The 26,792-nt window shown below is 35.7% G+C and carries 23 protein-coding genes and 3 tRNA genes; 16 read left to right on the top strand and 10 right to left on the bottom strand.

Annotated features, from left to right (window positions below; all coding sequences use genetic code 11):
- Positions 1-40 precede the first annotated feature (40 nt).
- The 3 genes from gldM to EZM65_RS10260 all read left to right on the top strand — a co-directional run bounded on the left by gldM (position 41) and on the right by EZM65_RS10260 (position 3,738).
- Positions 41-1,570, top strand: coding sequence for a gliding motility protein GldM (gene gldM / locus EZM65_RS10270; RefSeq protein ID WP_136668472.1), 1,530 nt, complete (start codon positions 41-43; stop codon positions 1,568-1,570).
- Positions 1,571-1,618: 48 nt separating this feature from the next.
- Positions 1,619-2,614 (top strand): gliding motility protein GldN, encoded by a 996-nt coding sequence (gene gldN / locus EZM65_RS10265; RefSeq protein WP_136668471.1) that lies wholly within the window; start codon positions 1,619-1,621, stop codon positions 2,612-2,614.
- 65 nt (positions 2,615-2,679) lie between these two features.
- On the top strand, positions 2,680-3,738 hold the full coding sequence (locus EZM65_RS10260) for an FAD-binding oxidoreductase (protein ID WP_136668470.1): 1,059 nt from the start codon (positions 2,680-2,682) through the stop codon (positions 3,736-3,738).
- Between the two features lie 14 nt (positions 3,739-3,752).
- Here the strand turns inward: EZM65_RS10260 and EZM65_RS10255 are convergent, their stop codons facing one another.
- A complete protein-coding gene (locus tag EZM65_RS10255; protein WP_136668469.1) occupies positions 3,753-4,145 on the bottom strand; it encodes a DUF983 domain-containing protein in 393 nt (130 codons plus the stop codon).
- Between the two features lie 64 nt (positions 4,146-4,209).
- Here EZM65_RS10255 and EZM65_RS10250 point away from each other — a divergent pair, with 64 nt between their 5' ends.
- Positions 4,210-6,123: an ABC-F family ATP-binding cassette domain-containing protein gene (locus EZM65_RS10250; protein ID WP_136668468.1), complete on the top strand. Its 1,914-nt coding sequence runs from the start codon at positions 4,210-4,212 to the stop codon at positions 6,121-6,123.
- A 77-nt stretch (positions 6,124-6,200) separates the two neighbouring features.
- Here the strand turns inward: EZM65_RS10250 and EZM65_RS10245 are convergent, their stop codons facing one another.
- The 3 genes from EZM65_RS10245 to EZM65_RS10235 all read right to left on the bottom strand — a co-directional run bounded on the left by EZM65_RS10245 (position 6,201) and on the right by EZM65_RS10235 (position 8,434).
- On the bottom strand, positions 6,201-7,346 hold the full coding sequence (locus EZM65_RS10245; RefSeq protein WP_136668467.1) for an 8-amino-7-oxononanoate synthase: 1,146 nt from the start codon (positions 7,344-7,346) through the stop codon (positions 6,201-6,203).
- 58 nt (positions 7,347-7,404) lie between these two features.
- Positions 7,405-7,887, bottom strand: coding sequence for a DUF1761 domain-containing protein (locus EZM65_RS10240; protein WP_136668466.1), 483 nt, complete (start codon positions 7,885-7,887; stop codon positions 7,405-7,407).
- 73 nt (positions 7,888-7,960) lie between these two features.
- The gene (locus tag EZM65_RS10235) at positions 7,961-8,434 is read right to left on the bottom strand and encodes an Lrp/AsnC family transcriptional regulator (RefSeq protein WP_136668465.1); all 474 of its coding nucleotides are present in this window, start codon (positions 8,432-8,434) and stop codon (positions 7,961-7,963) included.
- 219 nt (positions 8,435-8,653) lie between these two features.
- Between EZM65_RS10235 and EZM65_RS10230 the strand changes: the two genes are divergently transcribed.
- From EZM65_RS10230 to EZM65_RS10180, 11 genes are all read left to right on the top strand, one after another.
- On the top strand, positions 8,654-9,472 hold the full coding sequence (locus tag EZM65_RS10230) for a DUF1338 domain-containing protein (protein ID WP_136668464.1): 819 nt from the start codon (positions 8,654-8,656) through the stop codon (positions 9,470-9,472).
- Between the two features lie 105 nt (positions 9,473-9,577).
- Complete coding sequence (gene serA / locus EZM65_RS10225) at positions 9,578-11,476, top strand: phosphoglycerate dehydrogenase (protein ID WP_136668463.1); 1,899 nt, start codon at positions 9,578-9,580, stop codon at positions 11,474-11,476.
- Positions 11,477-11,502: 26 nt separating this feature from the next.
- Positions 11,503-14,421 carry an FAD-binding and (Fe-S)-binding domain-containing protein gene (locus tag EZM65_RS10220; protein WP_136668620.1) on the top strand — a complete coding sequence of 973 codons (2,919 nt, stop codon included), beginning with the start codon at positions 11,503-11,505 and terminating at the stop codon, positions 14,419-14,421.
- A gap of 176 nt (positions 14,422-14,597) precedes the next feature.
- Complete coding sequence (locus EZM65_RS10215; protein WP_136668462.1) at positions 14,598-15,713, top strand: histidine decarboxylase; 1,116 nt, start codon at positions 14,598-14,600, stop codon at positions 15,711-15,713.
- Between the two features lie 88 nt (positions 15,714-15,801).
- A tRNA-Met gene (locus EZM65_RS10210) sits at positions 15,802-15,874 on the top strand.
- A 199-nt stretch (positions 15,875-16,073) separates the two neighbouring features.
- Positions 16,074-16,146 (top strand) — tRNA-Met (locus EZM65_RS10205).
- Positions 16,147-16,180: 34 nt separating this feature from the next.
- Positions 16,181-16,253 (top strand) — tRNA-Met (locus tag EZM65_RS10200).
- Positions 16,254-16,386: 133 nt separating this feature from the next.
- Positions 16,387-16,833, top strand: coding sequence for a KTSC domain-containing protein (locus tag EZM65_RS10195; protein ID WP_136668461.1), 447 nt, complete (start codon positions 16,387-16,389; stop codon positions 16,831-16,833).
- A gap of 79 nt (positions 16,834-16,912) precedes the next feature.
- Positions 16,913-17,797, top strand: coding sequence for a GTPase Era (gene era, locus EZM65_RS10190; RefSeq protein ID WP_136668460.1), 885 nt, complete (start codon positions 16,913-16,915; stop codon positions 17,795-17,797).
- 105 nt (positions 17,798-17,902) lie between these two features.
- Positions 17,903-19,213, top strand: a complete 1,311-nt coding sequence (gene der / locus EZM65_RS10185; protein WP_136668459.1) for a ribosome biogenesis GTPase Der — start codon at positions 17,903-17,905, stop codon at positions 19,211-19,213.
- Positions 19,214-19,295: 82 nt separating this feature from the next.
- A complete protein-coding gene (locus EZM65_RS10180; protein ID WP_136668458.1) occupies positions 19,296-20,081 on the top strand; it encodes an SDR family oxidoreductase in 786 nt (261 codons plus the stop codon).
- A gap of 37 nt (positions 20,082-20,118) precedes the next feature.
- Here the strand turns inward: EZM65_RS10180 and EZM65_RS10175 are convergent, their stop codons facing one another.
- The 6 genes from EZM65_RS10175 to EZM65_RS10150 form a co-directional block, all read right to left on the bottom strand.
- Entirely contained in the window at positions 20,119-20,331 is a 213-nt protein-coding gene (locus EZM65_RS10175; RefSeq protein WP_136668457.1) for a hypothetical protein, read from the bottom strand.
- A 131-nt stretch (positions 20,332-20,462) separates the two neighbouring features.
- Complete coding sequence (locus tag EZM65_RS10170) at positions 20,463-21,278, bottom strand: YgcG family protein (protein ID WP_136668456.1); 816 nt, start codon at positions 21,276-21,278, stop codon at positions 20,463-20,465.
- A gap of 4 nt (positions 21,279-21,282) precedes the next feature.
- Positions 21,283-21,720 (bottom strand): TPM domain-containing protein, encoded by a 438-nt coding sequence (locus EZM65_RS10165; protein ID WP_136668455.1) that lies wholly within the window; start codon positions 21,718-21,720, stop codon positions 21,283-21,285.
- On the bottom strand, positions 21,720-22,337 hold the full coding sequence (locus tag EZM65_RS10160; RefSeq protein ID WP_136668454.1) for a LemA family protein: 618 nt from the start codon (positions 22,335-22,337) through the stop codon (positions 21,720-21,722). Before EZM65_RS10160 ends, EZM65_RS10165 begins: the two co-directional genes overlap by 1 nt.
- Before the next feature lie 89 nt (positions 22,338-22,426).
- A complete protein-coding gene (locus tag EZM65_RS10155) occupies positions 22,427-22,759 on the bottom strand; it encodes a MerR family transcriptional regulator (protein ID WP_136668453.1) in 333 nt (110 codons plus the stop codon).
- A gap of 75 nt (positions 22,760-22,834) precedes the next feature.
- Positions 22,835-23,815 (bottom strand): M23 family metallopeptidase, encoded by a 981-nt coding sequence (locus tag EZM65_RS10150; protein WP_136668452.1) that lies wholly within the window; start codon positions 23,813-23,815, stop codon positions 22,835-22,837.
- Positions 23,816-24,138: 323 nt separating this feature from the next.
- On the opposite strand from EZM65_RS10150, the gene alaS reads away from it, so the two are divergent.
- Complete coding sequence (gene alaS / locus EZM65_RS10145) at positions 24,139-26,775, top strand: alanine--tRNA ligase (RefSeq protein WP_136668451.1); 2,637 nt, start codon at positions 24,139-24,141, stop codon at positions 26,773-26,775.
- Positions 26,776-26,792: the final 17 nt, after the last annotated feature.

Here is a 26,792-nt window from a genome sequence, read left to right as displayed (position 1 = left end):
TTATTCTCAATTTAATTTTTAACATTTAAAAAAGAAGGAAATGGCAGGAGGAAAATTAACCCCTAGACAGAAGATGATTAACCTGATGTATTTGGTTTTCATCGCGATGTTGGCAATGAATATGTCTAAAGAAGTATTATCTGCTTTCGGTTTGATGAATGAAAAATTCGAAGGCGCTAATGAATCTTCTAAAATGACTAACGAGCAAATGTTATTGGCATTGGATACTAAAGCTTTAGAGGCTAAAGGTGAATTCGAAGGTGCCGCTGTAACTGCTCATAAAGTAGAAGCTGCTACAAAAAAATTCTATGATTTTGTTGCAACTTTAAAAACTGATGTGTTAAAAGGTGTTAAGCCTGAAAATGGTAAATTACCTTATGAATCTATGGATAAAGCTGATAATTTAGATAACAGCTGGTTTCGTGGTGAAGGTTATACTAATGAAGGAAACGCTGTAATCAGTGCAATTGAAACGTTCAAAGCTGCTATGAAAGACGCTTTAGGAAATGAGAAAAAATACGCTCCGATCCTTAATGAAGTAAACAAGAAATTTGATCTTTCTGATGTTGAGAACAAAGATGGTATCAAAGTAAAATACTTGGATTATCATTTCAAAGGTTTCCCTGCTATTGCTTCATTAGCTAAGTTGTCAGCTTGGCAGAATGATGCTAAGAAAGCGGAAGCTGATGTAATCAGTGCGGCTTTAGGAAAAGCAGCGGTTCAAACTGCTTCTTACAGCAACTATCAGGCAATTGTTGTGTTGGAGAAAAATGCTTACTTCCAGGGAGAAGCTGTAAAAGGTAAAGTAGTATTGGGTCGTTATGATGAAAATACTAAGCCAACATCTTTCCAAGGTCCTGGACGTTTGGAAAATGGTCAGGCTATCATTTCTACAACTGCAGGTGGAGTAGGTGAGCAAAACATTAATGGTCAGTTTACTTTCTTGGAAGATGGTAAAACAATTCCTTTGAAATTTGCCGGAAAATACGTTGTAGTACCTCGTCCTAATTCAGCTACTATTTCTGCTGATAAGATGAATGTGGTTTACCGTGGTGTTCCTAACCCTATGTCAATTTCATTTGCTGGTGTTGGAGATAACAATGTAAATGCATCTGCACCAGGTATGTCAAAAACTGGTAACGGTAAATATACATTAAGACCTGGTCCTGGTAGTACTGTAATGATCAACGTTAGCGCTAAATTACCTGATGGTAAAGTAGTATCTGACAGAAGAGAATTCAGAATTAAAGGTTTACCTGCACCAACTGGAAAAATCCGTGGTGAGGTTGCAGCAAAAGGTCCTAAATCTAACTTGGAAGTGTGTACTATTTCTGCTGTTATGGAAGATTTCGATTTCCCTGTAACGGTTAATGTAACACAATTCAATGTTAAAGTTCCTGGTCAGCCTACAATTGTAGTATCTGGAAGCAGAATGGATGGAAGAGCTAAAGCGGCTATCCAAAAAGCACAAAGAGGTGACGTAGTAGTAATTTCTGAAATCAAAGCTAATTTCTCTGGTATTGATCAGGTTGCTAAACGTGTATCTACATGTACTTATGAAGTACAATAATTAAATATAAATTTCGTTTAAGTTTTTAAACGCCTCAAATAGTAAAATATGAATTGGAGAAATTTATTATTAGCAGTTTTAATTGCTGGAAGTGGATCAACTTTCGCGCAGTCAAATGTGTTGAATGCAAAAAAACCTCAGGATATTGGTTTGAAATCTGCAGCTCAACAGCTTAAAGATAATGATAAACCACTTGACTATGGTTATGTGGATGATCGTGACATTTTGATGTCAAAAAAAGTATGGGAAATCATCGACTTGGATGAGCGTATTAATTTCTCATTGTATTATCCAATCGATACAGTTAGTATTGGTAGTGACCGTCGTTCTTTATATGACGTACTTATCAAAGGTATTAAATCAGGTAGAATTACCGAAGTTTACGGAGACAGCTACTTTAGAGAAAAGAAAACTTTGAAGGATATCAACGCTTCTTTGACAAAAATTGATACTACTGATGCCGGTCGTGAGGAGATGAATACTGATATTAATGCATATCGCTCAAGAACAGTTGAAGTGCCTATTTACGAAGGTAAAGGTAAAAAGAAAAAGAAGATTGGTGTGGAAACTAAAGTTATTCCAGCTTCTAAATTTATCTCTACCGAGTATATCAGCAAGCAGGATTTAGCTTCAATAGATGTATCTGACTATAAACTTGTTGGAATATGGTATTTCGATAAAAGACAGGCAGACTTGCGTTATAGAATTTTAGGTATCTGTCCGGTTATTCCAGACGTTTACACAATGGGTAAAACAGAAGAAGAAAAAGATTATATTGAATTGTTTTGGGTTTTCTACCCGGATGCACGCGAAGTTTTGCATGAATCAAAAGCATTCAATGAAAGAAATTCTTCAATGCCTATTTCATTCGATCATTTATTAAATTCAAGAAGATTCAATTCTGTTATTTATAAAGAAGAAAATATCTATAATGACCGTGATATCGCGAAGTACATGAAAGATAATTCTTTAATGCAGTTGATAGAGTCTGAAAGAGTTAAGAATAAGATTCGCGATTTCGAACAGGATATGTGGACTTATTAATACTAAATTTCTCCAATTATATAGAAAACTCCAGTTGTTAGACTGGAGTTTTTTATTTTTGCAGTATGATAGATTATTTAATTGTTGGTGCAGGTATTGCCGGGGTTAGTTTTGCCGAGATTGCGTTGCAGAATGGCAAGTCGGTTAAAGTAGTTGATGATTTTTCTACGAATTCATCCAGAATAGCCGGTGGATTGTATAATCCTGTGATTTTAAAACGTTTTAGTGAAGTTTGGAAGGCTAGAGAGCAACTGGGCTTCAGTCTGACTTTTTTAAATGCATTAGAAGATAAGTTGAAGATAAAGTTTGATTATAAAATTCCCATTTACAGAAAATTTGCTTCTATTGAGGAACAGAATAATTGGTTTCAGGCAGCAGATAAGCCTAATCTGGCACCATTTCTTTCTACAGAAATTATTCAAAAGCAATATAAATCTATTTCTTCGGAATTTGGTTTCGGGGAAGTTTTAAATACGGGTTATGTCGAGATATCTTCGCTGGTTGATGCTTATATTGATTTTCTCAGGATAAATGATTCTTTTAGTAACGAGTCGTTTGATTATAGTGAACTTGCCGATTTTGACAGCTATGTGGAGTATAAAAAGCAAAAATTTAAAAATGTTGTTTTTGCAGAAGGTTTTGGGCTTCAGAAAAATCCGTACTTCAATTATCTGCCGTTGGATGGTACAAAGGGCGAATTGCTAATCATTAAAGCTCCGGATTTGAATCTGGATGTTGTTTTAAAATCCAGTATTTTTATTTTGCCAATTGGAGAATCAATGTTTAAGGTTGGTGCTACTTACAATTGGGAGGATAAAACTGATTTGCCGACTGAAGAAGGTAAACGCGAACTTATTGATAATCTAAAGGAACTCATTGATTGTGATTTTGAGATTATTAAGCATTTTGCAGGAGTTCGGCCTACGGTCAAAGACAGAAGACCGTTGATAGGCAGTCATCACGTGCATAAAAAGCTGCATGTCCTTAACGGACTTGGAACACGTGGGGTGATGCTTGGGCCATGGCTTGCTAAAGAACTTTATTATAGTATTGAGAATAATATACCTCCGGATCCAAATATCTCAATTGAACGGTTTTATAAAAAATTAGGAATAAAAAAATAAGTGCTGTTAAGCACTTATTTTTTTATATCATTTTTCCAGTCTTTGTCATAAGAAATAAAGAAGTTAATCCAAATATTTCTTGATAGTCGCATGATTAACGGCATTAAACCTAAAAGTGTCCCGCAAATACCTATGAATGCAGTTTTTAAATCTGTTTTAAGAAAAAAATAAAAGATAACAAACGCAGCAACACCAAAGGCTACACCTACGGCATAACTGACATACATGGCGCCATAAAAGAACGAAGGTTCTATTTTGTAGCGTGTGCCGCAATGACTGCAGCTGTCGTTCATTTTAATCGTATAGTTGGGATTGTACATGTTATTACTCACATACATACTTTCTTCCTGGCATTTTGGACAACTTCCTGTTAAAATGCTATTGATTTTCAATCCTTTTTTTAACATTTGCAAAAAATTTAATCAAAGGTAGTTTTTTTCTGCTTTTGAGAATGTAATTTAAGTCACAGATATGCTGAATATTCATAATTTATCGATTTCTTTTGGAGGTACCTATTTGTTTGAAGAAGTAACTTTTCGTCTGGGTGCAGGTGACAGAGTTGGACTGGTAGGTAAAAACGGTGCTGGAAAATCTACTATGCTGAAAATTTTGGCAGGAGATTTTAAACCTGATTCAGGTAGTATAGCTACTGAAAAGGAAGTTCGTATAGGTTTCCTGCGTCAGGATATTGATTTCGTAAAAGGCAGAACGGTGCTTGAGGAAGCTTATCAGGCTTTTGAGGAAATCAAAACAGCTGAATTTAAAATTGATGAAATCAATCATCAATTGGCTTCACGCACCGATTATGAAAGTGATGAATATTCTGAGTTGATTGAAAAACTTAGTGATGTACAGCATCATTATGAAATTCTTGGAGGCTATAGTTATGTTGGTGATACCGAAAAGATTTTGTTAGGTTTGGGTTTTAAACGTGAAGATTTTAACAATCAAACGGATACTTTTTCAGGCGGATGGCGTATGCGTATCGAATTGGCTAAATTATTACTACAGTCTAACGATATTTTGCTTCTGGATGAGCCTACGAATCACTTGGATATCGAAAGTATCATTTGGCTGGAAAGCTTCTTAAAATCGTTCCCTGGAGTTGTGGTGATTGTTTCGCACGATAAAATGTTTTTGGATAATGTGACTAACAGAACTATCGAAATTTCTTTAGGCAAAGCTTATGATTTTAATAAACCGTATTCTCAATATTTGGTTTTAAGAGAAGAAATTCGTGAAAAGCAATTGGCTACTCAAAAAAACCAACAGAAAAAGATTGAAGAAACCGAAAAGTTAATCGAGAAATTCCGTGCTAAAGCTTCAAAAGCTTCTATGGCACAGTCTTTAATTAAAAAGCTGGATAAAGTCGAACGGATTGAAGTCGATGAAGATGATAATTCGGTAATGAGTATTACGTTTCCGGTTTCTGTTGTGCCGGGCCGCGTGGTGATTGAAGCAGAACATGTGACTAAAGCGTATGATGAAAAAGTAATTCTTAAAGATATTTCTTTGTTGATTGAGCGTGGAAGCAAGATTGCTTTTGTGGGGCAAAACGGACAGGGTAAATCGACTTTCATAAAAGCTATTGTGAATGAGTTCCCTTATGAAGGTATTATTAAGCTAGGTCATAATGTGCAGTTAGGGTATTTTGCCCAAAATCAGGCAGAATATCTGGATGGTGAAAAAACATTGCTGGATACCATGCTTGAAGCGGCTACGGACACTAATCGTTCCAAAGTCCGTGACATGTTAGGTGCTTTCCTGTTTAGAGGTGATGATGTGGAAAAGAAAGTGAAAGTCCTTTCAGGAGGTGAAAGAAACCGACTGGCTTTGTGTAAGTTGTTATTGATGCCGTTTAATGTGCTTGTCATGGACGAGCCTACGAATCACCTTGATATTAAATCTAAAAATGTTTTGAAAGCGGCGTTGCAGAAATTTGAAGGAACGCTCTTGTTGGTATCTCACGACCGTGATTTCTTGCAGGGTATGGCAAATACGGTTTATGAATTTAAAGACAAAAAGATAAAAGAATATTTAGGTGATATTAATTTCTTTTTGGAGCAACGCAATGTGGATAATTTCCGCGAGGTGGAAAAGAAAGATGTAGTGGAAAAAATAGCTGTTCCAAGTGTAGTTGAGAAGAAAAACTTGTCATACGAAGAACAAAAAGCACAAAAGTCACTGCAAAATAAATTGTCCAAAATTGAAAGTCAGATTCAGCAATTAGAAAAAGATATTCAAAAAGACGATAAGGAGTTGGCAACCAATTATGACAAATTAATTGAAAATGCGAGCTTTTTTACAGCTTATGAGAATAAGAAAAAAGAATTGGACAAACTTATGGAAGAATGGGAAACTGTTCAGATGGAGCTTGAAATGTAGTATGAATAATTGGTTATATACTTAACGATATAATTTCTAAGCACTGAAACTGAGTACTGAGACTGAATACTGATCACTCATTTAAAAGGATGCCTTTGCTGCCATTCTATTTTAGGTTCTAACCTGATGAAAATTTTATCAATGTATTTGTTGATGAGTTTGTTTTGATGTTTGATAAATCCTGACATCATTACCGGTTTGGCTCCAATGGAACTTTTTATTTCCAATGCTGTCCGGCCAAAAATGATTTTTTCAAATTGGTGTTCGATTCCAAATTCAGTCATGTTGTAAAGCATGTTCAAATAGAGCATGTTTTCTTTTTGTACATGATCGTCATATCCTAAAAAATAGGTTTCAAGTATGTCGCCGTTTAATAACAAAGTGTGAAAACCAACCAGTTTTTCATCTAAGAAGTATCCGAAAAATTTAAATTTACACCCACATTGTTTTTTAAAGGTGGAGAAGTGGTTTTTGGCTAAAAAGAATGTGTTAAAAGGAGCATTTACAGCTACGTGATGGTACAGCTGATAAATACGTTCCTCGTTTGAAATGATTTCTTCGAGCTCTAATTCTTTAACAGTAATCCCGTCAAATTTTTTATGCGAACGTTTGTATTGATCACGGTATTTTTTTGAAAATGAATCGAAATAGTCTTCTTTGCTTTCCCAGTTTTGATTTAATTCAAAAATCATGTTGGGTTGTACGTTAAAATCGTACATTTTGGCAAAATCATATTTTTTTAATTCATCAGAACAATGCTGGTAAAAATCTTTAAAAGAAATAATATGCATCCTGATGTTTTTCTTTTTGAAATACTCAATAATGGCTTCTGAACAATCGATAAGTATTTTGCTTATATGTTTAAAATCAATTGGTTTGCTAAAAGTATAGCCGTTTTGTCCGGTTATCATATTATTGCCCAGAAATAAAACGTTTGAAGCAAAATTTCTGAAAATAAAATTTCTGACAGAGGTTTTTATGCATTTGTCTCGGTCACCAAAAGATTCCAGTTCGGCTACTCTTAAATACTGTGCCAAAGCAACGCCAATATGTTCCCCGTTTTCATAAATAGAAATATAAAAACACTGCATATTTACAGGTGCTGATTTTTCTAAAACCGACAGATAAGGGGTTTGTAGAAAAGCGTTTTCCCGTGCTGCATTGTCCCAGGTTTGAGGCAGTTCATCCATTTTATTATGGATAGTAAATGTAATGTTCTTCAAAATCAAATAAATATCGCCCTAAATATAGGGCGATTGTATTGTAATAAAATGTTAATTTTTATCTCATGACGCAGATAATTCCGCCCATAATCATGAAACATACAATCCAGAAGCCTCCGGTCACCAAAGTGTATTTGAAACTTCTTCTTTCGTATAATGCATTTGTTCCTATTAAAGGCAATCCTAAAAAAAGGCCTGCTAAAAAACCGTGTAAGGCCCCATGTTTAAATGTGTGGAAAGTATTCCCGTAATCATTTATAAAAGCAGTATATGACGGCTTGGCGCCGGCTATATCCCCGCCAATCATACCAAAGGCTCCAAACTGATGTATTGTTAAAAACTGAAGTACAAAAGAAATAAAAAAGGCATAAACAAATGAAAGTCCGAAAATCAATGCCATGTTGGCTCCCTGTATTTTTTCTTCTGTCATTCCTGATTCACGCATCCATATACCTCCAAAAACTTTTGGATTGTACCATATAAATCCTACAACTAATGTTGATGCTGCCGCTAATAAAAGCGATACTAGATTAAATTCCATAATTTTTGCTTTTTGGTTAGTATACCAAATATAACAAATATAATCTTACGTTGTGGTGTTAAAGTGCTGATAATTAAATTACTGGAATGTTTTTTTCAAATGCTGAGCCAAAGGAAATAAAAGAATCGGTACTTCCTACACCTTCAATAACATGTATCTTTTCGTAAAGTATTTTTCTGAATTCTTCGTTGTTTGAAGCTACTATTTTTAAGAATAAAGCGTATTTTCCTGATACGAAATGACATTCAACCACTTCGGGGATTTCTTGAAGTTGTTCGGCAATAGAATAGGAGTAACGGGCTTCTTTTGTGGTGATACCGGTAAAAGTAATGGTTTCATAACCCAATTCCTTTGCATTGAGTTTTATGTTAAAACCGTTTATGATGTTGGCCTCCATCAGTTTTTTGATGCGCTGATGGACTAATGAATTTGAAATTTTTAATTCTTTGGAAATATCAGAAAAAGCCATGCGGCCATCTTTACTCAATAAATCGATAATTTTTTGGTTAAGGTAATCCATTACCTCATTCTTGAATTTTTTAATCATAATATGTTGTTTTTTCTGATCAATTAATGATGATTTTTAAACTGTAAAATTGTCTATTCTGTTATTTTGACAACAGATCAATTTAAAAATAAATCAAAAAAATCAAATTTGCATTTATAGTTCAAAAATAGTGTAAAAATTCAAAAATAAATTATTAAGTATGTTAAATTGACTTTTTTAGAAGTAATTTTGCGTCAAATTTTAAAATACAACTACACTATGAATAAGGATCAGTTATTATCAAAATTATGGGAGCAATACATTGCAATTACTCCATCTGCAGAAAAAATTCACGCTTTATTAGCTGAAAAAGGGGAAGTGATAGAAAATGACCACATTGCTATCCGTACTTATGATGATAAGCGTGTTGATATTTCAGTTTTGGAAAAACCTTTTTTAAAAGCAGGATATGAACCAAAAGGGGATTATGTTTTTGAATCAAAAAAATTATATGCAAAGCATTATGAGCATGCTACTGATAAAAATGCTCCTAGAATTTTTATCTCTCAATTGGAATTGGCTAAATGCTCTGAGAAAATTCAAAATTCAGTAAAAACACTTTTGGATTCTTGCGATCAGTCTGTTTTTGAAAATGAAGATTTGATTTTAAGCGGTGCGGTTTGGAACAATACTTCTTATGCAACTTACAATGAATTGCTGGAAGAATCTGAATATGCGGCATGGATGTATATCTACGGTTTCCGTGCAAACCACTTTACAATTAATACGAATGCTTTAGAGCAATTCCCAACATTGCAGTCATTAAACCAATTCTTAAAAGACAGTGGTTGGAAATTAAATGCTTCTGGTGGAGAAATAAAAGGTACGCCTGAGCAATTGTTAGAACAGTCAAGTACTTTAGCTGATTTATATACAGTAAATTTTGACGAGGGAACAAAAGAAGTGCCTTCTTGTTATTATGAATTTGCACTTCGTTACCCAATGGCAAATGGTGAGTTATATTCTGGTTTTATTGCTTCTTCTGCTGATAAGATTTTTGAAAGTACAGATGTGAAATTGCAAAATTCAGCAAATTAATAATTTGAATAAATTATAAAGTTCTCCTGCTTATGCAGGAGGACTTTTTCGTTTAATTGTTTTATCTTGCGAGCTTTATTACTAGCTATATTTCTACTAAACATCATGACTACAACAACAACTAAGAAGTTAATTTTTGACTTTGACAGTACTTTTATTCAAGTAGAAGCACTGGATGTGCTTTGTGAAATTGCCCACAAAAACAGCAATGATTTGTCTTCCGCTTTGAGCGAAATCCAAAGAATTACCAATCTTGGAATGGAAGGCAAATTATCCCTTAAAGAATCGCTTTACCAAAGATTACATTTGCTTAATGCGCATCGCGATGATCTGGAAGAGCTGATCAAACAGCTTAAATCTAAAATATCCGGCTCGGTGGTTCGAAATGCTAATTTCTTTAAACAACATGCTGATGATACTTATATTATTTCAAATGGTTTTAAAGAAATAATTGTTCCTATCGTTCAGGAATTTGGAATCAAACCTGAAAATGTTTTGGCAAATTCTTTTGTTTTTGACCATGAAGGTAAGATAATTGGTTTTGATGAGTCGGAAGAACTGTGTGAAAACCACGGAAAAGCATTAAAGATAAAATCATTAAACCTTGACGGTGAAGTCATCATGATTGGTGATGGTTATACGGATTATGAAACGCTGCAGCATGGTGTGGTTTCAAAGTTTTATGCGTTTACTGAAAATGTAAAACGTCAGGTCGTTTTGGATTTGGCTGATAGAGTAGCGCCGTCTTTGGATGAGATTTTATATGACCTGTCTTTTAAAGCATCGGTTTCATACCCAAAAAACAGAATAAATGTTTTGTTGCTTGAAAATATCCATCCTGATGCAGTGGCCAATTTTGAACGCGAAGGATACAATGTAACTACTTTGAAAGGTTCGTTGTCAGAAGATGAATTGTGTGAAAAAATTAAAGACGTTTCTATTTTGGGAATTCGTTCTAAAACAACCGTTACCGCTAAAGTTTTAGAAAATGCGGCAAAACTTCATGCTATAGGAACTTTTTGTATAGGAACTAATCAAGTAGATTTAAACACTTGTAGTCAAAAAGGAATAGCCGTTTTCAATGCGCCTTACAGTAATACGCGTTCTGTAGTAGAATTGGCATTGGGAGAAATGATTATGCTGATGCGTTCTACTTTTGAAAAAAGCAATAAAATGCACAAAGGAATTTGGGACAAATCTGCAAATGGAAGTGTGGAGCTAAGAGGTAAAAAGCTGGGATTGGTTGGATATGGAAGTATAGGTTCTCAATTGTCGGTTATTGCGGAAGCATTGGGGATGCAGGTGTATTTCTATGATGTGGTGGATAAATTAGCTTTAGGTAATGCAAAAAAATGTGCATCCTTAAAAGAACTTTTATCGGTGGCTGATGTGGTTTCACTTCATGTGGACGGTAGGGAATCTAATGGTAATATTATCGATGCTGAGGCTTTTAAAAGTATGAAAGATGGTGTGATCTTTTTGAATTTATCAAGAGGACATATTGTTGATTTAAATGCTTTGATTGAAAATTTAGATAATGGAAAAATCAAAGGTGCCGCAGTAGATGTGTTTCCTTATGAACCAAAAAATAATGACGAACCTTTTGTGTCTGAATTATGTGGAAGGGATAATGTTATCCTGACACCTCATATTGGAGGTAGTACCGAAGAAGCGCAACATGACATAGGAAATTATGTTTCCAATAAAATAATCCAGTATATCAATACGGGAACTACCTATGGAAGTGTGAACTTGCCGGAAATTCAATTGCCAGAATTCAAAAATGCTCACCGAGTGATGCATATTCACGAAAATGTGAAAGGTATCTTGGCACAAATCAATACGATTTTGTCAAATGCCAACTGTAATATTTTAGGGCAGTACTTAAAAACTAATGAGCAGATAGGGTATGTAATTACTGATATCGATAGTTTTTACGATCCTTCATTAGAAAAACAATTAAAAGAAATTCCAAATACAATCCGTTACAGGATTTTATATTAATCCTATTGGCAAAAGACAAGAATATCATGAATCTGGAAAGATTAGCAAAGCAGCTTCAAGGCGAATTATATTTCGATCATACTATGCGTACGCTTTATGCAACGGATGCCAGTGCGTATCGCGAAATGCCTATGGCAGTAGCTGTGCCTAGAAGTAAAGAGGATATAAAAAAAATAATTGACTTTGCACGCGAAAATAAGTTGAGCGTAATACCCCGTGCGGCCGGAACTTCTTTGGCAGGACAAGTGGTTGGGCAAGGAATTGTTGTAGATATTTCACAGCAGTTTACCCAAATCATTAGCGTTGATAAAGAAGAAAAATCGGCTTGGGTACAACCGGGAGTAATTCGTGATGAATTGAACTTGCATTTAAAAAGTTACGGATTGTTTTTTGGTCCGGAAACTTCTACCAGTAACCGCTGTATGATTGGAGGTATGGTGGGTAATAATGCATGTGGGGCACGTTCAGTGGTGTATGGTTCTACGCGTGAGCATTTGTTTGAAATAAAAGGTTTTTTAGCTGATGGAAACGAAGTGACTTTTGGCGAATTAACTAACGAGGAGTTTGAAGCTAAATGTCAGGGGAAAAATGTAGTAAGTGAGCTGGAACAAAAAATATATCTGCAGGCTAAAGAAATTTTATCAAATCCAGCCAATCACGAATTGTTTAATGCAAATTATCCTAAAAAGTCTATTCCAAGACGTAATACGGGTTATGCATTGGATTTGTTGGCAGATACAGCTCCTTTTGGAAATTTTCATAAAAAATTTAATTTCTGTAAGTTAATTGCCGGCTCTGAAGGTACATTGTTTTTTGCTACGGAAATCAAACTGAATTTGGTAGATGCTTTAAAGCCTAAATCAGGGTTGGTTTGTATTCACTTTAATAGTATTAATGAATCTTTAAAAGCAAATTTAATTGCGTTAGAATACAATCCAGATAGCGTTGAACTTATTGATCACTATATTTTAGATTGTACTAAAGAAAATATCGAGCAAAGCAAAAATAGATTTTTTGTTCAAGGAGATCCAAAAGCTATTTTGGTTGTGGAATTTCTTCGCGATACTATAGAAGAAATAGAAGCAGCAGCTCAAAAAATGGAAGCGCAGATGCGTGCTGTTGGGTTAGGTTATCATTTTCCAATTGTGTATGGAGAAGAGACTAACAAAGTCTGGAATTTGCGTAAAGCTGGTCTGGGTTTGTTGTCTAATATTCCTGGTGATGCAAAAGCAGTTGCTGTAATTGAAGATACAGCTGTGGCGGTTGAAGATTTGCCTGATTTTATTGAAGATTTTAATAAAATTCTTGAAAGTCGTAAATTGTATTGTGTGCATTATGCACATGCCGCAACCGGTGAATTGCATTTACGTCCCATAATTGATTTAAAAACAAAAGAAGGAACTGAAATGTTCCGCACCATTGCGACAGATATAGCGCATTTGGTAAAAAAATATAAAGGCTCATTAAGTGGTGAGCATGGTGATGGACGTTTGCGCGGTGAATTCATACCGTTAATGTTGGGTGACGCTATTTACCAAATGTTTATTCAGGTAAAGCAAACATGGGATCCTTGGAATGTTTTCAATCCAGGTAAGATTGTGAATACGCCTCCTATGGATACCTCATTGCGTTATGCTGCAGGGCAAACGACGCCTATGCCTGAAACGTATTTTGATTTTTCAGAATTGAATGGTTTTGTGAGAGCAGCTGAAATGTGTAATGGTTCTGGTGATTGCCGTAAAACTGAAAAAAGCGGTGGTACCATGTGTCCGAGTTATATGGCTACCCGTAACGAGAAGCATACAACCAGAGCACGCGCTAATATTTTAAGGGAAACAATTACGCATTCAGAAAAGTTAAATCCTTTTGACCACGAAGAAATTTTAGAAGTTCTGGATTTATGTTTGAGCTGTAAAGGCTGTAAATCGGAATGTCCTTCAAATGTCGATATGGCGAAGCTTAAAGCAGAAGCATTACAGCAATATCATGATAAAAACGGAGTGAAATTCCGCTCAAAATTGATAGGATATACTCCTAAAATAAATAAGCTGTTTGAAAAAGTACCTTTCCTGTATAATATCTCTACTAAAGGATTTGTGGGAACATTGGTTAAAAAAGCGACTGGTTTTGCTACCGAACGTAGTTTGCCTGTTATGTATAAAGTTACTTTTGAGAAATGGTTTGCAAAATACAGTCAGCAAGGTTCTTTTACAAACGGAGAAGTGTACTTGTACAGTGATGAATTTTTAAACTATTTTGATGTTACTATTGGGCAAACGGCTGTCAAGCTTTTAAATCAGTTGGGTTATAAAGTAAACGTTCCTGAAATTGGTATAAGCGGAAGAACTTTTCTTTCTAAAGGAATGGTGAAAATTGCCCGTGACATTGCGGAAAAAAATGTTCAAAAAGCTACCGATGTAATTCCTCAAAACGGAATCCTAATTGGTATAGAACCTTCGGCAATATTGACTTTTAGAGACGAATATCCTGATTTATGCCGTGGGGGATTAAAACAAAAAGCAAAAGATTTAGCGAAGAAAGTATTCTTAATTGAAGAGTTTTTGGCTAATGAATTAGATAATGGAAGAATTTCTTCCGATCTGTTTACGGATAAAGAAGAACGTGTTCGTATGCATGGACATTGTTTTCAAAAGGCATTATCGTCATTAGTGCCATTGAAAAAAATATTGTCAATGCCTAAAAATTATACTGTTTTGAATATCCCAAGTGGCTGTTGTGGTATGGCAGGTTCTTTTGGTTATGAAAAAGAGCATTATGATATTTCTATGAACATTGGAGAATTGGTTTTATTTCCTACAATTCGTGAGGAAGAACAATCTACTATTATTTCGGCTTCAGGAACCAGTTGTCGCCATCAGATTGCCGATGGTACTGGAAGGGAAGCGTTGCATCCTGTGGAAATTCTCTTTAAAGCACTTAAATAAAGAAGTAAAGTCGTCCTTGTGGCGGCTTTTTTTTATTCTAAACCAATTGTGTTTTTGTTTTTTGTTTTGTAATAATTTCATTTAAAATCAATTAATGCAGATTTTTATTCTAAATTTAATAAATAATGTAAATTATAATTCTTTAATTGTTAGTTTTGATAAAAAAATACAACGAAATGACTTTAGAGAACACAGCTGTTTCAAATCAATTAAACGAATTACTAGCACAAGTAAAGGAAACAACCGAATATTTTTTGGGATATCCGGTTTCGAAAGATTTTGATTATTCTGAATTGATGCCTTTCCTGCAGTATCCTATGAATAATTTAGGAGATCCGTTTGTGAAATCAACTTATAAGGTAGATTCAAGACAAATGGAGCGTGAAGTGGTTCACTTTTTTGCTGAATTGTTCAGAGCTGATCAGGATAATGTTTGGGGGTATGTAACAAATGGTGGTTCTGAAGGAAATTTGTATGGTTTGTATGTAGCTCGTGAATTGTATCCTAATGCTATGGTGTATTTTTCGGAAGCTACGCATTATAGCATTCAAAAAAATGTGACGCTCTTAAATATGGAATATGTAATTGTTCGTTCTCAGGAAAACGGAGAAATAGATTATTCTGATTTAAAAGAAGCAGTTCGTTATAATCGTCATCGTCCAGTTGTGGTAGTGGCTAACGTGGGAACGACTATGACAGAAGCTAAAGATAATATTGCAACAATAAAAGAATTGGTGGGTGAAATGGCTATTGAAAAGCATTATATTCATGCTGATGCGGCTTTGGCTGGTGGTTTCGCGCCATTTGTGACGCCAAGACCTTCTTTTGATTTTGTGGATGGCTGTGACAGTATATCGGTTAGCGGACATAAATTCATTGGTTCGCCTATGCCTTCAGGTGTTGTGGTTGTGAAAAAAGATAACCGTGACCGAATCGCGAAAAAGATTGCTTATATAGGATCTTCGGATGCTACGATAACTGGTTCTAGAAATGGTCATAGTCCGTTGTTTTTGTGGTATGCTATCAAAAAATTAGGAGTAGATGGTTTTGCAAAGCGTACAGCGCACAGTTTGCAGGTGGCAGCATATACTGAGAAAAGATTAAATGAAATAGGAGTAAAAGCATGGCGTAATCCTAATGCAATTACGGTAGTTTTTCCATCTCCAAGTGATGATGTACGTAGTAAATGGCAGTTGGCAACGGAAAAAGGGAACTCTCATATCATCTGTATGCCTAACGTGACTACAACTCAAATTGATGAGTTTGTGGCAGATGTGTTGGTTTCTAGTTGATTATGGAATGATTTTTGAGGTATTTTGAATTAAAGGGAAAAAAATATTGCAGATGTCAATAATCATCGTATATTTGCACTCGAAATAACGCGGGATAGAGCAGTAGGCAGCTCGTCGGGCTCATAACCCGAAGGTCACAGGTTCGAGTCCTGTTCCCGCTACTAAGTTAACAGACTGAAAATACAAATCGCACAGNTCATATCATCTGTATGCCTAACGTGACTACAACTCAAATTGATGAGTTTGTGGCAGATGTGTTGGTTTCTAGTTGATTATGGAATGATTTTTGAGGTATTTTGAATTAAAGGGAAAAAAATATTGCAGATGTCAATAATCATCGTATATTTGCACTCGAAATAACGCGGGATAGAGCAGTAGGCAGCTCGTCGGGCTCATAACCCGAAGGTCACAGGTTCGAGTCCTGTTCCCGCTACTAAGTTAACAGACTGAAAATACAAATCGCACAGCGCGGGATAGAGCAGTAGGCAGCTCGTCGGGCTCATAACCCGAAGGTCACAGGTTCGAGTCCTGTTCCCGCTACTAGAAGAGAAGTAAGTAATTGCTTCTCTTTTTTTGTTTAATAAAATAGAAGTTTAGGCTTTTTTGGAGTTTTTAGGTGATAGTCTTTCCTGAATGATGCGTTCCAAAAGAATCTTTTTTGTAATTGAAGAATATGAAAAGAGTAGTTGAATACAGAAAATTATTGGAAGTTGATAAAAACGTAACTTTAAAAGAGTTAAAAACAATTTATCGTAACACAATGAAGGAGTCTCATCCTGATAAATTTGTGAACGATGAAGAAGGGAAATTATTAGCTGAAGAAAAAAGTAAAGAGGTTATCAGTGCCTATCATTTTTTGGTAAGTATAGCACAGGAAACAATTGAAAAGAATCTGCCGGAATATGAGATAATGATTGCAAATTCGCCTATTGCCGATTTCTATTTGGAAAAGCAGGTGCTTTATGTGACCTATTTAAACGGAGTTTCTTATGAATATATAGGTGTGCCTAAAAATGTATATATCAAAATGATAAATGCAGAGTCTCCTAACCGTTTCGCTAAGCGCCATATTTATGGTAATTACATCTACCGCAAATCAGGTGAAATGGAAATGGCTTAATGATAAGCTTCTTTTAATTCAAAAAATAGTAAAATATCAGTTTCTTTTATTTTAACTACCTTTGCAAAAATCAGTAACTATGTCGCACAAAGCAGGATATGTAAATATAATCGGTAATCCTAACGTAGGTAAGTCAACGTTAATGAATGCCTTTGTAGGGGAACGTTTGTCAATTATTACCAGTAAAGCGCAAACGACACGCCACCGTATTTTAGGAATCGTAAACGGAGAGGATTTCCAGATTTTATTTTCGGATACACCAGGAATTATCAAACCGGCTTATGAGTTGCAATCTTCTATGATGGATTTTGTGAAATCGGCTTTTGAAGATGCTGATGTGTTGGTGTACATGGTTGAAATTGGTGAAAAAGACTTAAAAGATGAAGCTTTTTTCAAAAAAATAATTCATTCTAAAATTCCTGTTCTGTTATTGCTAAATAAAATTGATAAATCGAATCAAGAGCAATTAGAGGAGCAAGTTTCAATGTGGAAAGAAAAAGTGCCTAATGCGGAAATTTTTCCAATATCGGCACTGGAAAACTTTAATGTGCAGACCGTTTTTGACCGAATTGTTGAATTACTTCCTGAATCGGAAGCATATTATCCAAAGGATGCATTGACAGACAAACCGGAACGTTTCTTTGTGAATGAAGCTATCCGCGAAAAGATCTTATTGAATTATGATAAAGAAATTCCGTATGCGGTAGAAATTGAAACAGAGGAATTTAAAGAAGATGACAAAATCATCAGAATCAGAGCTCTGATAATGGTGGAACGCGATACTCAAAAAGGAATTATCATCGGTCATAAAGGAGCTGCAATCAAAAAAGTAGGTATGCAGGCCCGTGAAGATTTAGAGAAATTTTTTGGAAAACAAATCCATATTGAACTCTATGTAAAAGTGAATAAAGACTGGAGGAGTAACGAACGTCAGCTGAGACGTTTCGGATATAACCAAAAATAAAAAAGATTGTATTTTTTATATTTTTTATTCTAAATTATGCAGTCATAAAACGTTAAGTGTCAATCTTAAATAAAGTTGTACCTTTGCAACCTCAAAAATTGAAAAATGAACAATATTGTAGCCATTGTAGGAAGGCCTAATGTAGGAAAATCAACATTTTTTAACCGTTTAATTCAACGTCGTGAAGCAATCGTAGATTCAGTTTCGGGAGTTACACGTGACCGTAATTATGGTAAAAGTGAATGGAATGGAAAAGAATTCTCTGTAATTGATACTGGAGGTTATATCAAAGGTTCTGATGATATTTTTGAAGGAGAAATCCGTAAACAAGTTGAATTGGCTATTGATGAGGCTGATGCCATTATTTTTGTGGTAGATGTGGAAGAGGGTATCACGCCAATGGATGAAGAAGTAGCTAAGTTACTTCGTAAAGTAACAAAACCTGTTTTATTAGCTGTAAACAAAGTAGATAACGGGAAGCGTGAGCAGGATGCCATCGAGTTTTACAACCTTGGTTTAGGCGAGTATTTTACTATTGCCGGGATGAATGGTAGTGGAACGGGTGAATTATTGGATAAATTAGTTGAGGTTTTACCTGAATTGCCGGATGCTGTTGAAGAGGAAAATCCATTACCGCGTTTTTGTGTGGTGGGACGTCCTAATGCTGGTAAATCATCATTTATCAATGCGTTAATTGGTGAAGACCGTTTTGTGGTAACGGATATCGCAGGAACAACTCGTGATGCTATTGATACAAGATACAACCGTTTTGGATTTGAATTTAATTTGGTTGATACAGCTGGTATCAGACGTAAAGCTAAAGTAAAAGAGGATTTGGAATTCTACTCGGTAATGCGTTCTGTAAGAGCAATTGAGCATAGTGATGTGTGTATTTTGATGATAGATGCAACCAGAGGTTTTGAAGGACAGGATCAGAATATTTTTTGGTTGGCTGAAAAAAACCGTAAAGGAGTTGTGATTTTAGTCAACAAATGGGACTTGGTTGAAAAAGATACGATGTCAACCAAACAGTACGAGGCTAAAATTCGTGAAGAAATTGCTCCGTTTACTGATGTGCCTATTCTTTTTGTGTCAGCACTAACCAAACAACGTTTGTTAAAAGCCCTTGAAACGGCAGTAAAAGTTTTTGAAAACCGTAGCCAACGTATTTCTACCTCTAAATTCAATGAGCATATGTTGAATATCATTGAACACATGCCACCACCGGCATTGAAAGGTAAATATGTTAAAATCAAGTACTGTATGCAATTGCCTACACCAGTACCACAATTTGTGTTTTTTGCCAACTTGCCTCAGTATGTAAAAGATCCATATAAGCGTTTCTTAGAGAATAAAATTCGTGAAAACTGGGATTTTTCAGGGGTACCCATGGATATCTATATCAGAGAGAAATAATAGATTAAATTTCCTTAACTGTTTGAGGAATGGTAATATTCAAAAAAGTTCATTAAGTTTATATTCTTAATGAACTTTTTTTATGCAGTTTAACGGAAAAGTAGTTTGGATTACCGGGGCTTCTTCTGGAATAGGAGAAGGTTTGGCTTATGCTCTGGCAAAGAAGAATTGTAACCTGATATTGTCAGCCAGAAATATTACCGAACTGGAAAGAGTTCGGCAGAATTGTAATGCTGAAACTAAAATTTTACCGTTTGATTTAGCCGACTTTGATAACGCCAATGAAAATGTTTCAAAAGCTATTGGATTATTTGGTAAAATTGATGTGCTGATTTTAAACGGAGGGGTAAGTCAGCGTTCTTTAATCATTGAAACCGATTTCAGTGTAGATAAAAAGTTGATAGAAATAGATTATCTGGCTAATGTGGCTTTGGCAAAAGCGATTCTTCCGCACTTTATTCAACATAAATACGGACATTTTGCTGTAGTAACCAGTCTGATGGGGAAATTTGGTTCGCCATATCGTTCAGGATATTGCGGTGCGAAACACGCTTTGCATGGTTTTTTTGATGTCATGCGTATGGAGCATCAAAAAGATGGTGTGAATGTAACCATGGTTTGTCCCGGATTTATCCAGACCAATGTTGCTAAAAATGCCTTAACGGCTGATGGTTCCAAACAAGTTGTTGATGACGAAGCAACGCAGAATGGATTGCCGGTAACGGTTTTTGCCCAAAGAATGATAAAAGCGATAGAGAATAATAAGTTTGAAACTTATATAGGAAGGAAAGAAGTTTTAGGAGTGTACCTAAAACGTTTCTTTCCTAAGTTATTGCATAATTTTGTTTTGAAGACTAAGGTGAGGTAGTTTTTTTGTTATTTGAAAAATAATCTTTTAATCAAATTTAATAGTTATAATCTTCGTACCAGTCCTGAAAAGTTTTTGAAGATTTGTATTTGTCAGATAGAACGATGTATACCATAAAAGGAATCAACAGATAGCCGAAAAAGAGTAATGCAATTAACAATTTATATGAAACTTGTGTCTGACATAAAACTGCAAATGCAAAAACATACAATGTAGTAGCCCAAACTAATTTAATTGCGAAATTTTTCATGATGCTGTTTTCTCTTAAAGTTACGATTTTAATGGCTAATTGTGTGTTAATGTAATGGTAAAGGAATTTACAATAAAAAAGAGATTGCTAAAGCAATCTCTTTTTTATTGTAATATTTTAATTTTTAGGTGTTACCAATCCCCACCAGCACCACCGCCAGAGAATCCGCCACCACCGAATCCACCACCGAATCCGCCGGAACTTCCTCCTCCCCAGCTACTGCCGCCGGAAGACCCTCCTCGTCCTAAGCTACTTAAAATGATGATGTCGCCCAAATCAAGCCCTCTGCCAAAACCACCACGGTTATTGCGGTTGCCTTTGTTTTTGGATATGATTATTAAAATGAGGATTACAATAAACACAAAAAATAAAATCCCGCCCATGTCGGTTTCTTTTTCTTTCTCTTTGCGCTCTCCTTTGTATTTGCCTTTCAGGACATCAAATATTGCATCTGCACCTTTGTTAAGTCCGTTGTAATAACTTCCGGCCTTGAATTCAGGAATAATATAATCACGAATGATTTCTCCGGTAATACCTGCGGTTAACCGGTCTTCGACACCATAACCGGGAGAAATCCATATTTTGCGTTCGTTTTTAGCTAAAAGAATAATGACACCGTTGTCTTCCTTCGCCTGGCCAATTCCCCATGTGTGGGCCCATTTTGGAGCCAATAAACCTATGTTTTCGCCTTTTAAAGTTTCTATGGAAATAAAAACGATTTGTGTAGTGGTAGAATCTGAATATTTTATGAGTTTGTTCTCAAAATCTTTTTTTTCTGAGTCTGATAAAACATTGGCATAGTCGTACACGCTGGTTTGAAAATCCGGTTTTTTAGGAATGTCAAACTGAGCCCGTGAAATACCTGTGAAATGGAGTAACACCAATAGGAATAAACCTAATTTGTATTTTGACCCGAAATGCAGGGATTGTATTTTGGTATTTTTCATGGTTTTAACCTCTTGAGATCGTATTGGGTAATTCATTGGCATCATTTTCATCCCAGGGGAAATGTTGCTGCAGTTGATCACCGGCTTTTAAGACTCCGTCAATCAGTCCTTGTTTGAAATTTCCCTGTTTAAATTGGTTTCTGATGGCGTCCCGTGTTGTTTCCCAAAAATCTTTAGGAACGACCTGGTCAATACCTTGACCGCCATAAATGGCAAACGTGTGTGACTCCACAGCGACATAGATTAATACCCCGTTTTCTTGCTTTGTCAAATCCATTTTAAGCAAATGAAACACTTCCTTAGCGCGGTCTAAGGCAGGTAAGGAAGTGCTTTTTTCAATGTGTATGCGGATTTCTCCCGATGTTTTAATTTCGGCAATACGAATCGCTTCAACAATTTCCTGTTCTTCAGCTTTAGATAAAAAATCTTCTACTTTAGACATTATTTTTTTTCTGGTTTATCGTCAAAATTAAACTCAACTTTAGGAGCATTCTGTGCCTGAGGTTCTGCATCGAAATATGGTTTTTCTTTAAACCCAAACCATCCGGCTAAAACCGAGTTAGGGAATGTCTTTACATGGCTGTTGAATGGTTTAATAGCTTCATTAAAGCGGGTTCTGGCAGTTTGGATTGTATTTTCGGTACTTGCCAGTTCATCCTGTAATTTCAGGAAATTTTCATTCGCTTTCAAAGTCGGATATTGCTCCACTGTAACTAATAATCGTGATAAAGCTGAAGATACTCCGCTTTGTGCCTGATTAAATTGTGTTAATTGTTCCGGTGTAATATTTGCAGGGTCAATTGTAACTTGTGTTGCTTTTGCACGTGCCTCTATTACTGCTGTTAAAGTTCCTTTTTCAAAATCAGCCGCTCCTTTTACAGTGTTTACCAAATTCCCAATCAAATCATTACGGCGCTGGTAAGACGTTTGAACGTTACCCCACGCTTCTTTTACATCTTGATCCATTGTTACTGCTTTGTTGTTAAAGCCAACAGCCCAACTGTAGGTTACAAACACAATTACTGCAATTATCCCTACAGGAATTAACCATTTTCTCATAGTCTTTGTTTTTTATAGTTATTGAATTAGTCGTTTTAATTTATAATTGTTACAAATGAAATATAGTGATTGTTGTAGTCTAAACTTTTTTATAATTCGTTTTTGATGTGTAATAATTGTGCTTTGATGCCTTCTAATCTTCTAATGATTTCAAACTTGTCCAAAGTCTTCTTTTGTCCTTCTTTTAAATGTGTCTTAGCGCCTTCAAGAGTAAAACCGCGTTCTTTTACCAAATGGTAAATCAGCTGAAGGTTTTTTACATCCTCAGGAGTGAACATACGGTTTCCTTTGGCGTTTTTCTTTGGTTTTAAAATATCAAATTCTTTATCCCAAAAACGTATTAAAGACTGGTTGACACCAAAAGCGGTTGCCACTTCGCCCATACTGTAATAACGTTTATTTTCCGGAAGGTTTATGTGCATTTATTTTTATTGGTTTAATTTACATTAGTTATATAGGCATTCTGTTTCGTCATCAGTTTAACTGAATGCTAAACACTAGTCAAACGACTGATTTTCCTGTGTTGCCATTTTAGCAATAGCTGTATATTCTACTGCTGATATGTCTCCGTAATAGAAGTTGATTGGGTTGACTACATTACCGTTTTTATGCACTTCATAGTGTAAATGAGGTGCCTGGCTGCGTCCCGTACTTCCTACAAATCCTATCACATCACCACGTTTTACACGCTTTCCGGGACGGCAGTTGTAACGGCTCAAGTGAGCATATAAAGTTTCGTATCCGTATCCGTGTCTGATTACGACATGGTTTCCAAAACCGGATGCTCCTGCATCTGCTCTTCGGACTACACCGTCACCTGTGGCATAAACCGGAGTTCCTGTGGGTGACGTAAAGTCCATTCCTTTATGCATTTTTCGGGCTTTGGTAAAAGGGTCACTTCGGTAACCAAAACCTGACGCCATGTGTTTTAACTGTTCGTTTTTTACCGGTTGGATAGCAGGTATGGAACCAAGGAATTTGTCTTTGGATTTAGCCAGCGATAAAATTTTGTCTAGTGACTTTGATTGTTTTACAAGCTCATTTGATAATTCAGTAACACGGTTTTCTGTTGAGGCAATCAGCTGTTCGTTATTCATTGCCAAAAGGTTTTTGAAACGTGTTTTAGTAATGATTTTCTTTTCAGCTTCTGTTTCTCCTGAACTGGCGGCGTTGAAATATACTTTATAGATGTTATTGTCGCGTTCCTCAACACTGGATAGTACTTCGTTCAGCTGGTCTATTTTTTTATTTAAAATGGTGTAATTCAGCTTTAGGTTTTCCAGTTCCCGTGCCTGCATCTTGTCTTTTGGAGTGCTGAAATAACCTAAGTCCGAAATCAGGAAGAAAAATAAAAAACCAAATAAAACCGATGCTAACAGAAATAAGGCAATATAGCCTAAATTTCTTCCTTTTTTGGGCTTTATCTTACGGTACGCCAGATTTTCGGTATCGTAGTAATACTTAACTTTTTTCGACATAATTTTAATTAAAATATTCTATTTTTGCACTCGTTATCACAAAGTAACAATTATTATACGAATAAACTGAAAAAATGTTTCAAAAATCAGCCAACTCGTTTGGTTTTTTTAGGAGCAGTATTATTTCGGTATTTCACATGATTTGTCCCGCTGTCGTTAGCCACTTTTTAAATAGCCTTCGAGAATCTCAGGCTAGATAAAAGAGCTCCAGCAATAACTCCATCGGGGCTAGTATTGAAGATTAAAATTTTAAAGATATTGTTTAGTGTTTCGGGGTCTTTTTTAACTCTCAAACTTCTAAACCCTTAAACTTAAATGTATAAATGAAATCACAAGACATCCGCAAAGCGTATTTAGATTTTTTCAAAAGTAAAGATCACTTAATTGTTCCATCGGCACCTATCGTATTAAAAGACGATCCAACATTGATGTTCAACAATTCAGGTATGGCCCAGTTCAAAGAATTTTTCTTAGGAAACGGAACGCCTAAAAGTCCGCGTATAGCCGACACGCAAAAATGTCTTCGTGTTTCAGGAAAACATAACGATTTAGAAGATGTAGGTTTTGATACCTATCATCATACTATGTTCGAAATGCTAGGGAACTGGTCTTTTGGAGATTATTTCAAAAAAGAAGCTTTAGCTTGGGCATGGGAATTCTTAACAGAGGTTTTAAAGTTGGAAAAAGACCGTTTGTATGTTTCAGTTTTTGAAGGAAACCCAGCTGAAAATGTACCTTTTGACCAAGAGGCATTCGATATTTGGAAGCAATATGTGTCTGAAGACAGGATCATCTTAGGAAACAAAAAAGATAACTTCTGGGAAATGGGAGATCAAGGGCCTTGCGGACCTTGTTCTGAAATTCATATCGACTTACGTACCGATGCAGAAAGAGCAGCCGTTTCTGGAAGAGATTTAGTAAATGCTGACCATCCACAAGTTGTGGAAATTTGGAATAATGTATTTATGGAATTCAACCGTAAAGCGGATGGTTCTTTGGAGAAATTACCGGCACAACACGTAGATACCGGAATGGGATTTGAGCGTTTGTGTATGGCGATGCAAAACGTAACTTCAAATTACGATACAGATGTTTTTACGCCGCTTATCGCGAAAGTTGAAGAAATTACAGGATTAAAATACACTTCAAACGAAGTAAAAAATATATCTGAAGAGCAAAACAAAACGAATATTGCTATTCGTGTAATTGTAGATCACGTTCGTGCGGTAGCTTTTGCCATTGCAGACGGACAATTGCCTTCAAATACAGGTGCTGGTTACGTAATTCGTAGAATTTTACGTCGTGCGATTCGTTACGGATTTACATTCTTAGGTACAAAAGAACCTTTTATCAATAAACTAGTTGAAGTGTTAGCGAATCAAATGGGAGAATTTTTCCCAGAAATTAAAGCGCAACAACAATTGGTGACGAACGTAATTCGTGAAGAAGAAACTTCTTTCTTAAGAACATTAGAACAAGGAATTCAATTGTTAGAAAACGTAATGCAAAATACTCCTGGAAAAGAAGTTTCTGGTGAAAAAGCATTCGAATTATATGATACTTTCGGATTCCCAAAAGATTTAACAGCGTTAATTTTAAAAGAAAAAGGTTATTCGTTTAACGAAGCAGATTTCGAAACAGAATTACAAAAACAAAAAGCACGTTCTCGTGCCGCTTCAGAGGTTTCAACTGAAGATTGGAAGGTTTTAATCGATGGGAATGTTGAAACTTTCGTGGGTTACGATCAAACTGAAAACGAGGTAAAAATTACGCGTATCCGAAAAGTAGATTCTAAAAAAGACGGTGTTTTATACCAAATCGTTTTAGATAATACGCCGTTTTACCCAGAAGGTGGTGGACAAGTAGGAGATAAGGGAATTTTGGTTTCAGCAAATGAAACAATTGAAATCATCGATACTAAAAAAGAAAACAACTTAATCCTGCATTTTGCCAAACAACTTCCGGAAAATGTGGAAGCTAATTTCGTTGCGAAAGTAAATACCGATTTAAGAACGTCGACTTCTAAAAATCACTCGGCAACACATTTGATGCATTTGGCTTTGAGAAACATTTTAGGAACTCACGTAGAGCAAAAAGGTTCATTGGTTAACCCGAATTATTTACGTTTCGACTTCTCTCATTTTTCGAAAGTTACCGATGAAGAATTACGCAAAGTTGAAGCTAATGTAAATGCACAAATTGAAGCACAATTACAATTAGTGGAACACAGAAATATTCCAATTCAAGAAGCATTAGATAAAGGTGCTATGGCTTTATTTGGTGAGAAATACGGCGATACTGTCCGTATGATTGAATTTGGTGACAGCAAAGAATTATGTGGAGGGATTCACGTAAAAAATACTGCAGATATCTGGCATTTTAAAATTGTTTCTGAAGGAGCTGTCGCGGCTGGAATTCGTCGTGTAGAAGCTATTACCGGTGAAGCAGTTAAGGATTTCTTTGCGAATCAGGAAAATTTAATTGCTGAGGTGAAGGAAGCATTGAAAAACCCACAGGATGTAATTAAATCGGTGGTTTCTTTACAGGACGAAAATGCAAAGCTGAAAAAACAGGTTGAGCAATTATTAAAAGAAAAGGCGAAAAATCTTAAAGGTGAATTAGCTTCTCAGATACAAAATGTAAACGGAGTAGATTTCCTGGCTTTACAGGTAGATTTGGATGCCAACGGAGCAAAAGATTTAGCATACGAATTAGGACAAAATAGAGAAAATTTATTTATGGTTCTTGCTACTGTTGCTGAAGACAAACCAATGCTGACTTGTTATGTTTCTAAAGAATTAGTGGATGCTAAAGGCTTAAACGCGGGACAGGTAGTTCGTGAACTAGGAAAGTATATTCAAGGCGGCGGAGGCGGACAGCCTTTCTTTGCAACTGCAGGAGGTAAAAACCCGGCTGGTGTGAAAGAAGCATTGGAAAAAGCAGTAGAATTTTTAAAATAGATAAAAATAACTCTGTC

The sequence above is a fragment of the Flavobacterium sp. H122 genome, assembly GCF_004959765.1.
GTDB lineage: Bacteria > Bacteroidota > Bacteroidia > Flavobacteriales > Flavobacteriaceae > Flavobacterium.
The sequence above is the reverse complement of the archived record's forward strand: the minus strand, read 5'-3'. Positions and strand labels throughout refer to the sequence as shown.

Bases quoted from the DNA above. Each gene is read 5' to 3' on its own strand.
- EZM65_RS10235 (WP_136668465.1), bottom strand. From the start codon at position 8,434: ATGATTAAAAAATTCAAGAATGAGGTAATGGATTACCTTAACCAAAAA.
- EZM65_RS10180 (WP_136668458.1), top strand. From the start codon at position 19,296: ATGCAGTTTAACGGAAAAGTAGTTTGGATTACCGGGGCTTCTTCTGGA.
- EZM65_RS10155 (WP_136668453.1), bottom strand. From the start codon at position 22,759: ATGCACATAAACCTTCCGGAAAATAAACGTTATTACAGTATGGGCGAA.
- EZM65_RS10215 (WP_136668462.1), top strand. From the start codon at position 14,598: ATGACTTTAGAGAACACAGCTGTTTCAAATCAATTAAACGAATTACTA.
- EZM65_RS10150 (WP_136668452.1), bottom strand. From the start codon at position 23,815: ATGTCGAAAAAAGTTAAGTATTACTACGATACCGAAAATCTGGCGTAC.
- EZM65_RS10175 (WP_136668457.1), bottom strand. From the start codon at position 20,331: ATGAAAAATTTCGCAATTAAATTAGTTTGGGCTACTACATTGTATGTT.
- alaS (WP_136668451.1), top strand. From the start codon at position 24,139: ATGAAATCACAAGACATCCGCAAAGCGTATTTAGATTTTTTCAAAAGT.
- der (WP_136668459.1), top strand. From the start codon at position 17,903: ATGAACAATATTGTAGCCATTGTAGGAAGGCCTAATGTAGGAAAATCA.
- EZM65_RS10255 (WP_136668469.1), bottom strand. From the start codon at position 4,145: ATGTTAAAAAAAGGATTGAAAATCAATAGCATTTTAACAGGAAGTTGT.
- EZM65_RS10250 (WP_136668468.1), top strand. From the start codon at position 4,210: ATGCTGAATATTCATAATTTATCGATTTCTTTTGGAGGTACCTATTTG.
- EZM65_RS10230 (WP_136668464.1), top strand. From the start codon at position 8,654: ATGAATAAGGATCAGTTATTATCAAAATTATGGGAGCAATACATTGCA.
- era (WP_136668460.1), top strand. From the start codon at position 16,913: ATGTCGCACAAAGCAGGATATGTAAATATAATCGGTAATCCTAACGTA.
- gldN (WP_136668471.1), top strand. From the start codon at position 1,619: ATGAATTGGAGAAATTTATTATTAGCAGTTTTAATTGCTGGAAGTGGA.
- EZM65_RS10240 (WP_136668466.1), bottom strand. From the start codon at position 7,887: ATGGAATTTAATCTAGTATCGCTTTTATTAGCGGCAGCATCAACATTA.
- EZM65_RS10160 (WP_136668454.1), bottom strand. From the start codon at position 22,337: ATGAGAAAATGGTTAATTCCTGTAGGGATAATTGCAGTAATTGTGTTT.
- EZM65_RS10195 (WP_136668461.1), top strand. From the start codon at position 16,387: ATGAAAAGAGTAGTTGAATACAGAAAATTATTGGAAGTTGATAAAAAC.
- gldM (WP_136668472.1), top strand. From the start codon at position 41: ATGGCAGGAGGAAAATTAACCCCTAGACAGAAGATGATTAACCTGATG.
- EZM65_RS10260 (WP_136668470.1), top strand. From the start codon at position 2,680: ATGATAGATTATTTAATTGTTGGTGCAGGTATTGCCGGGGTTAGTTTT.
- EZM65_RS10220 (WP_136668620.1), top strand. From the start codon at position 11,503: ATGAATCTGGAAAGATTAGCAAAGCAGCTTCAAGGCGAATTATATTTC.
- EZM65_RS10170 (WP_136668456.1), bottom strand. From the start codon at position 21,278: ATGAAAAATACCAAAATACAATCCCTGCATTTCGGGTCAAAATACAAA.
- serA (WP_136668463.1), top strand. From the start codon at position 9,578: ATGACTACAACAACAACTAAGAAGTTAATTTTTGACTTTGACAGTACT.
- EZM65_RS10165 (WP_136668455.1), bottom strand. From the start codon at position 21,720: ATGTCTAAAGTAGAAGATTTTTTATCTAAAGCTGAAGAACAGGAAATT.